General features: G+C 75.8%; 1 protein-coding gene and 1 pseudogene. Both read right to left on the reverse strand.

The annotated features are described in order from the left end of the window. Window positions 1-42: 42 nt before the first annotated feature. A pseudogene (locus tag AB1460_RS35830) lies at window positions 43-711 on the reverse strand (beta-ketoacyl synthase N-terminal-like domain-containing protein); the annotation flags it as partial. Between the two features lie 69 nt (window positions 712-780). Continuing rightward, the gene (locus AB1460_RS35835; RefSeq protein WP_368966898.1) at window positions 781-4509 is read right to left on the reverse strand and encodes an SDR family NAD(P)-dependent oxidoreductase; all 3729 of its coding nucleotides are present in this window, start codon (window positions 4507-4509) and stop codon (window positions 781-783) included. Between the last annotated feature and the right edge of the window lie 61 nt (window positions 4510-4570).

The following is a 4570-nucleotide window of genomic DNA, read 5'->3' on the forward strand; positions in this document are numbered from 1 at the left end:
CTCTCTGGTCTCGTGGCATCCGAAACGTGTCTAAGAGACAGCCCCCACCCGCAACGACCGCACCGCCAGATGCAACGCCACCAACGACGACGAACACGCCGTATCCACCGTCACCGCCGGACCCTCCAACCCCAGCGTGTAGGACACCCGGCCCGAGGCGACGCTGGAGGCGGTGCCGCTGATGCGGTAGCCCTCGACGCTTTCCGAGGCGGCGACCGACTCGCCGCCGTACCCCTGGTAGATCAGCCCGGTGAAGACGCCCGCGTCGGTGCCGCGCAGCGAGGCGGGGTCGATACCGGCCCGTTCCAACGCCTCCCACGACACCTCCAACAACAGACGCTGCTGCGGATCCATCGCCAACGCCTCCCGCGGCGAGATCCCGAAGAACTCCGCGTCGAAACCGCCGGCACCGGCGAGGAAACCGCCCTCGCGCACATAGCTCGTCCCGGTGGCGGACGGATCCGGGTTGTAGAGAGCGTCGACGTCCCAGCCGCGGTCCGGCGGGAACTCCGACACCATGTCACGGCCGTGCGCCGCGACGTCCCACAGTTCCTCCGGCGAGGAGATTCCGCCGGGGAAACGGCAGCCCATGCCGACGATCGCGATCGGCTCGCGGGCGGCGTCCTCGAGCTCGCGCACCCGTTGGGTGGCCGCGCGCAGTTCGGTGGTCGCCTGCTTCAGGAAATGGCGCAGCCGGTCCTCGTTCGACACGGGACTCCTCCTGACCTCGGGTGTCTCCGACCGTCCGGCGAAGACCGGGAACCTGGTGCGAACGGGACCTCAGGAAATACCGAACTCGCGGCCGAGCAGATCGAACATCTCGTCGTCGGTCGCCGCGCCCAGATCGTCGTCGGGGGTGTCGAGGGTGCGCAGCATCGTCCGCAGCCGGGTCTGCAGCGCGGACCTGACCTGGCCGTCCGGCGGGCTGGCCGCCAGCGCCGCCTGCAGGCGGTCGAGATCGTCGAGCACCGACTCCGCGCCGGCCGCTGCCCCGACCCCGACCCCGGGCCGGAGACCGCCGTCGGAGCCGGTCTCGTCGGAACGCAGGAGGCCGAGCAGGTGGCGGGCGAGTGCCGCCGGGGTGGGGTGGTCGAACACGACCACGGCGGCGAGCTGCTCCCCGGTGGCCTGGGCGAGCCGGTTGCGGGTCTCGACCGACGCGAGCGAGTCGAAACCGAGATCGGTGAAGGCGCGGTCGGCTGGGACGTCCTCGGGTGAGGCATGCCCGAGAACGGCCGCGACCTCGGTGCGCACCAGCCCCAGGAGCAGCCGGCGCCGGCCGCTGTCCGGCAGCGCGGCGAGGCGTTCCCGCAGCCGCTCGGCCGCCGACCCGCCGGCACCCGGCCCGCTTCCGGGGCTCGCGCCTTCGTCGGCGTCCGTGGTGCCGGGAATGCCTGTGGTGCCTGTGGTGCCTGTGGTGCCGGGGGCGTCCGGTGTCGTCCCGTCGCCGCGCAGGCGGGCGAGGGCGTCGCGGGCCGGCGGGATCTCCTCCACGAAGCGGGCCGGCCGGCCGGGTGGGAAGGCGGCGACGAAACGCTCCCAGGCGACCCGGACCACCGCGACGCAGCTCTCGCCGCCGCCGGCGACCTCGCCCAGCGCCCGCAGCGCCTCCGGTGGGTCCAGCGCGGGCAGGCCGTGACGCGCGGTCCGTTCCCGCACCCGGGCGACGTCCGCCATCCCGCCGCCGGCCCAGGGGCCCCAGGCCACCGAGGTCGCGGGCAGGCCGCGGGCGCGGCGGTGCTCGGCGAGCGCGTCCAGCCCGGCGTTCGCGGCGGCGTAGGCGCCCTGTCCGGGGTTGCCCCAGATACCGGCCACCGACGCGAACAGGACGAAGGCGTCGAGTTCGTGGCCGGACAGCAGCTCGTCGAGGTGCGCGGCACCGGCCGTCTTGGCGGCGACGACGTCCGCGAGCTCCGCCGGACCCACCCGCTCCAGCACTCCGCCGGTGCCGCTGCCGGCCGCGTGGACGACGGCGGTCACCGGATGCTCCGCCGGGACGTCGGCAAGCACCCGGGCGAGGGAGTCCCGGTCGGCGACGTCGCAGGCGGCCACCGTGGTCTGCGCGCCGAGGCTGCTCAGTTCGGCGACCAGCTCGGCGGCGCCGGGTGCCGCGGCACCGCGCCGGCTCGTGAGCACCAGCCGCTCGGCACCCTCGGCCGCGCACCACCGGGCGACCGCCGCGCCCAGCGCCCCGGTGCCGCCGGTGATCAGCACGGTTCCCCGCGGGCGCCACGGTGCGCCGCCGCCGCCAGTGGTGGCGGTGGTGGCGGTGGTGGCGGTGGTGGTGGCGGTGGCGCGGACGAGGCGGCGAGCGAACGTCCCGGCCGGGCGCAGGGCGACCTGGTCCTCGCCGGAGGTGGCCGCGAGGACGGCGACCAGCCGCTCGGACGTCCGCGGGTCGAGGGCGGCGGGCAGGTCGACCAGGCCGCCCCAGCGTGCGGGCATCTCCAGGGCGGCGACCCGGCCCAGACCCCACACCTGCGCCTGCGCCGGGCTGGTCAGCGGGTCACCGGACCCGGTCGACACCGCGCCCCGGGTGGCGCACCACAGCGGGGCGTCCACACCGGCGTCCCCCAGTGCCTGCAGCAGCGCGACGGTACCGGCGAGGCCGGCGGGGAGCACCGGATGGGTCCCGAGCGGGCTGCCATCCAGCGCTGCCAGCGACAGCACACCGCGGACGTCCTGCGCCCGGCCGGCCGCATCGGTGCGGGCGGCGGCGAGACGGCCGGCCAGAGAGGCGCGGTCGACGTCCGCCTCCTCGTCGAGGGCCACCTGCCACACCTGCGCGCCGTGCAGCTCCAGGGCCTGGACGCAGGCGCGGGCCAGCGGGTCCGCGGCGGCGGCCGGCGGCGGGAGCACGACGATCCAGGTGCCGGACAGCGCGGGCGTGGCGGAAACGGGGAGGGACACCGGCGTCCAGGTGATCCGGTAGGTCAGGTCGTCCGTCCCGGAGCCCGCCGGTGCACCGGCTGCCTCGGCCGGGTCAGCGCTGCCGGCCGAGGCCGGGGGTGGCTGGAACCAGTAGCGCCGGTGCTGGAAGGCGTAGGTGGGCAGGTCCACCCGGCGGGCGCCCGTCCCGGCGAAGAACGCCGCCCAGTCGACGTGGACGCCGTTGACATGCGCCTGGCTGAGTGCCGTCACCAGGGTGTGCTCCTCGGGACGGTCCGCGCGCAGGGTGGGGACGAACGCCGCGTCGCCGTCGGGCACGCACTCGCGTCCCATCCCGGACAGGACCGCCGCCGGCCCGACCTCGACGAACGTGGTCACGCCCCGTTCGCGCAGGCAGGTGACCGCGTCGGCGAAGCGCACCGCGGCGCGGGCCTGCCGGACCCAGTAGTCCGCGTCGCACAGCTCGCCCGCGGCCACCGCACGCCCGGTCACCGTCGAGACCAGCGGGATCGTCGGGGCGTGGTAGGCCAAGGTCGCGGCGATCTGGCGGAACGGTTCGAGCATGCCGTCCATCAGGGGCGAGTGGAAGGCGGCGGTGACCCGCAGGCGTCGGGTGCGCCGGCCGGCCCGCTCGGCGTGCGCGGCCAGCGCCGCCACCGCCCGTTCGGTACCGGAGACGACAACGGACTCGGGCCCGTTGACCGCCGCCACCTCCAGCTCACCCGCCACCTCCAGCTCATCCGCGACGTCCAGCTCATCCGCGACGCCGAGCTCGTCGGTATCAGGGAGCCATCCACGCACCTCGGCCTCGGTGGCCTGGACGGCGAGCATCGCCCCGCCCGGCTGCGCCGCCATCAGCCGTCCGCGGGCGGCGACGAGCCGGCAGGCGTCGGGCAGGGACAGAACGCCCGCGACGTGGGCGGCGGCGATCTCGCCGACAGAATGCCCGGCCACGACGTCCGGCACGACGCCCCAGCTGCGCAGCAGGCCGTGCAGGGCGACCTCGAGCGCGAACAGGGCCGGCTGGGTGAGGTCGGTGCGGTCCAGCAGGTCGGCGTCGCCGTCCGCCTCGCCCAGGGGATGTTCGAGCAACGGGTCGAGGAAGGTGCGAACGCGGTCGTGGATCTCGGTGAACACCGGGAAGCGGGCCCGCAGCTCGCGGCCCATCCCGACACGCTGCGACCCCTGGCCGGTGAAGATCATCGCCGTGCGGCCCGGCGTGCCGACGGTCGCCTCGACGAGTGCCGGCGCGGACTCGCCGCGGGCGAGCGCCGCCAGCGCCCGCGAGGCGCCGTCCTGGTCGGCGGCGACGACGGCGGCCCGCCACGGCAGCGCGGCCCGGCCCGTCGCCAGGGAGAACCCGATATCCAGTACGGACTCCGCCGGCTCGGCCGACTCGGCCGCCCCCTCCGCGCCGCCGGCGAGGTGGGCGGTCAGACGGGCGGCCTGCGCCCGCAGTGCCGTCACGGAACGCGCCGAGACGAACCAGGGCACGACGGCGGGTTCGGCGCCGGGCCCGGAACCGGCCGGGAGCTCGCGGGCCCCCGACCGGTCCGCACCGGGGCCGGCCTGTTCCAGGATGACGTGGGCGTTCGTGCCGCTGATCCCGAAGGACGACACCCCCGCCCGCCGCGGACGCCCCCCCTCACCCGGCCACGATCCTTATACACCACCTACGCCC

The organism is Parafrankia sp. FMc2 (assembly GCF_041008525.1).
Taxonomy (GTDB): domain Bacteria; phylum Actinomycetota; class Actinomycetes; order Frankiales; family Frankiaceae; genus Parafrankia.